Raw genomic sequence first — 4,128 nt, 5'->3', positions numbered from 1 at the left:
TACTTCTATTGCGTGATCTATCACTTCTTCTGTTGCATCTAAAGATATCTGTACCTTAGTTATCTCCCTACCTTCATCTCCTACTAAAAGACCAATATTATCCCAAGATTCAGCTATGTTTTTAGGGAAATTTTTCTCTAATTTTTTTATGAGGCTCTTAATTTTCATCGATCCATTCCTTCTTTCCATTATACTTTAATTTTATCATAAGTTTTTCTACTTCTGCCTTTACTTTTGATGGTTTCATATCTAATATCTCACCAATCTCTTCAAAGTATTTTCTCTTTCCACTAAGACCATAAAATAAATCTAATATTTTTATCTCAGTCACAGTAAATTTATTGGCCAAATTAGATACTGACATCAATTTCTCTACCTTTGCTAACCTTATATCTATCTCAGGAATGCTTCTATATACTTCCGCTTCCTCTTTGTCTTCTTTTTTTATCAAAAATCCATAATCATTGATCTTTTGTAAATTTTCAAACTCTTCTATATCCATATTTAAAACTTTCTTTATATCTTCTGCATTTGTTTCTTTCATATCTGAGGAAACACCTTTATTTTCTGACTTATATACTTCTACCTTCATATTTTTAAAATAAGCTATTATTGGTGATTTTAATTCTTCTACAACTAATTTATTACTTTGAATCATCTCATATTTTATCCAAAACTCCATATATTCTAAAAATTCTATAGGACAATCTAAATCATAATTCTCAATAGCTTTTACTATCCCTATAAGTCCATCTTGTACTAATTCTATATAACTTGCTCCTACTTTGGAATAATAAAGAGCTGTCTTAGCTACTAATTTTAATGATCCTTCCATCAAAATTTCCCTAGAAGAAAGATCTTCTGCTTTAATATCCTTTATTAATTCTGATATTTTTTCTTTTTTTATAGGTTTTATAGATGATAATTCTCTCAAATAATTTTCTACAGTATCCTCATAGAAATTCCCTATATTTTTAAAATCAAATTTTTCAACCCTTCCGTTTGTTTCATCTATTTTCTTTCCCTTTAAATTTAAGATTAAACTCTTAAATTCATCAACTGTAGAAGTTTCTGCTATTAATTCAAAACTTCTCATATCTATCGTATTTCCCATATTTTTAAAATCTATTCTCATTTTCTCAACCCCAAACATATTTTTTTAGTATTATATATAATACCAAAGTTTTCAAACTCTTTCAATGAATTTAATATTAAAATAAGAGGTAGTCCAACAGGAACTACCTCTTAGTTAATTAAGTATACAAAATATCCTCTTAATATCCTTAATTTTTATTTTATTTTTTTATTAGCAATTTGCATTAAAATCAAATTTAGCTAATCCACCTAACGATGTTTCTTTATATTCACTTTTCATATCTAAACCAGTTTGTTTCATTGTAAGAACTACTTTGTCGAAACTAACTGTATGATGACCATCAGTAAATAATGCATAGTTAGCTGCATCTAATGCTCTAACTGCTGCTGCTGCATTTCTTTCGATACAAGGAATTTGTACATATCCACCCACCGGGTCACATGTAAGACCTAAATGATGTTCTAATGCCATCTCTGCTGCATATTCTATTTGATCTAACGATCCACCTAAGATAAATCCTGCCATTCCTGCTGCCATTGCACATCCAGCTCCTACTTCAGCCTGACATCCACCTTCTGCTCCAGATATAGTAGCGTTTTCTTTGATTAAGTTTCCAATTAATCCTGCAATTGCAAGACCTCTTAAAGTTTCTTCCTTAGATAAGTTATGCTCTTCTTTTAGTGCATATAATAATCCTGGGATGATACCAGCGGCACCACATGTAGGAGCAGTAACTACTCTCCCTCCTCCTCCATTTTCCTCTGATACTGCCAATGTATAAGCAAATATTTTGCCTAAATAACTAGTTCTCGAATCATCTCTTCTAGCTTTCCTATAAAACATTTGAGCTTTTCTTGGATATTTAATAGTTCCTGGTAATACCCCAGTTTTTGAAAGACCAGCCTTTACAGAATCTTCCATAGCTTCCCAAGTTCTCTCTAAGAATGCCCAAATAGAAGAATCTTCCATCTCTGCCACATATTCCCATAATTCTTTTTGATTTTTTTTACACCACTTTATTACTTCATCCATAGTTGTAAGTGGATAGATTCTATTTGATCCACCTCTAGCTTGACCATCTTCTACAATAGTTCCACCTCCTACAGAGAATACCAACCACTCTTTAGTGTCATTTCCATCTTTATCTACAGCTATAAATTTCATTCCATTTGTATGAAATTTATGAACAAATTCTGGCATCCAAACTATCTCTGTAACCTTAGGCTTTAAAGTTTCTTCGATAACCCAATCAGTTAAATGTCCTTTACCTGTAGCTGCTAATGATCCATATAATTCTATTTTAAAACTAGCCGCATCTGGGTTTTCCATCTTAAATCTTTTCGCCGCTCTTTCTGGTCCCATAGTATGTGAACTAGATGGTCCATTTCCTATCTTAAATAATTCTTTTAACGAATCCATTACTGTTTCCTCCTAATTTTTTTATTGAATTTAAAATAATTCAGTAAAATAAAATTTTTTATACTATATTATAACATATTATTTTTATTTCTCAAACTTTCTTCTATATAAACTCTTTATAATTGTGCACTTTTTGCCTTTTAAGAACTATAATAGTTCATATTGTGCTTTAAAAATTATAAATAGGTTTAGAAAAACACCTAAACCTATCATTATTTTATACTATTTTAATTTTATTTTGTTCCTCTAACAACTTCAGCTGGTATTATCTTATAATTTTTAAAAATAATTGATCCTAAATAACCACTGAATGCTCCTGCTGCCGCACATAATAAAGCTGCCTTTATTACAGTTATTGCTGGATTAAATCCAAACATTACTGCTAAACCAGCTATTGGTGTTGCTGTTCCTACTGCGTTATTGATTAAACCAAAGTGAACTACTACCAATCCTGCTAATGCTCCTCCAATAAAATTTGTAACAAATACTGGAATTGGATTTACAGAGATAACATCCGCTTGTGTTAATGGTTCAATAGCTACCGCTATTACAGTCTCTTTATTTCCTAATTTTAATCTATGAAATAAAACAGGATTTAAGAAAGATGACCCCATTACTGCTAATGCTCCTATTGCCATTGGTAACCCTGTTAATCCTAACATTGCTGTAAGTGCCATTGAACTAAGTGGTGCTGTTGCTACCACTGTTATAACTCCACCTAAAACAATCCCCATTACCGTTGGACTTTTAGTAGTTGCTGATGTAATTACAGAACCAATGTTTAATAATGTTTGGTTAACTACTGGATCAGCTAATAATGCTATTCCTCTTGCTGCTGGTGCTATAAACACTAAACAGATTATTAAATCTAATCCTGCTGGTGCTTTTTTCTCTATTTTAGGTACTATAAACGCCAATACATATCCTGCTACAAATCCAGGTATTATTCCGTAACCTAACACCGCTGCACCTATTAACATTGCATAAACTGGTGATACACCTAAAGCCAATGCAACTAAAGTCGCTGCTGCTACTCCACCCATTGATCCTGATGAATCTCCAACTTTACCTAAGAACTCTATTCCAATTAAATCTCCACCAACATATCTTTGAAAAGCTTCGACTAAAAAAGTTGCTACCGCTGCATTTGCTAATGCTCCCATCGCTTTCATACCTTTTGGCATCTTTAAACTAAATAAAGAGAATATCGAAAGCACTAATAATAATAATGCAATACCTTTTAACATTTCCATAATTTTCTTTCCTCCTAAATATTTTAATTGTTTAATGAACAATTTTCCCTAACACGGTAACCAGTATAACATAGAATTCACTATATTGAAATAAAAAATTCATTTTTTTGAATAAAAGTGTGCTTTTTTCAAAAAAAAAACAATTTAATCAAACATAAATGAATAAAGTTTGCTAAAATTTAACATTTATAAAAATATAGTTTAAAATTTTTCATTTTTTTGAATAAACTGTATGAAACTTCAATTTTTAATATCTTAGTTTTTATGATATAATTAAGTGTTAAATAAAATACAATGTTTTAAAATATTACGTTTTGCCTTAAAATACTATTTTTTTAGATATAAAAAGATCATTTTAAA

General features: G+C 30.4%; 4 protein-coding genes. All 4 read right to left on the bottom strand.

Annotated features, from left to right (window positions below; genetic code table 11):
- A partial coding sequence (locus WBG30_RS13680; RefSeq protein WP_424505214.1) for a Nif3-like dinuclear metal center hexameric protein occupies positions 1-168 on the bottom strand: 168 nt, incomplete at its 3' end.
- Positions 158-1,135, bottom strand: a complete 978-nt coding sequence (locus WBG30_RS13675; RefSeq protein WP_424505213.1) for a sigma-70 family RNA polymerase sigma factor — start codon at positions 1,133-1,135, stop codon at positions 158-160. The genes WBG30_RS13680 and WBG30_RS13675, both read right to left, overlap by 11 nt.
- A 171-nt stretch (positions 1,136-1,306) precedes the next feature.
- The gene (locus tag WBG30_RS13670; protein ID WP_424505212.1) at positions 1,307-2,515 is read right to left on the bottom strand and encodes an L-serine ammonia-lyase, iron-sulfur-dependent, subunit alpha; all 1,209 of its coding nucleotides are present in this window, start codon (positions 2,513-2,515) and stop codon (positions 1,307-1,309) included.
- A gap of 233 nt (positions 2,516-2,748) precedes the next feature.
- Entirely contained in the window at positions 2,749-3,768 is a 1,020-nt protein-coding gene (locus WBG30_RS13665; protein ID WP_424505211.1) for a PTS sugar transporter subunit IIC, read from the bottom strand.
- Positions 3,769-4,128: the final 360 nt, after the last annotated feature.

The organism is Psychrilyobacter sp. (assembly GCF_049671765.1).
Taxonomy (GTDB): Bacteria; Fusobacteriota; Fusobacteriia; order Fusobacteriales; family Fusobacteriaceae; genus Psychrilyobacter.
This window is presented reverse-complemented; position numbering and strand designations above follow the sequence as displayed.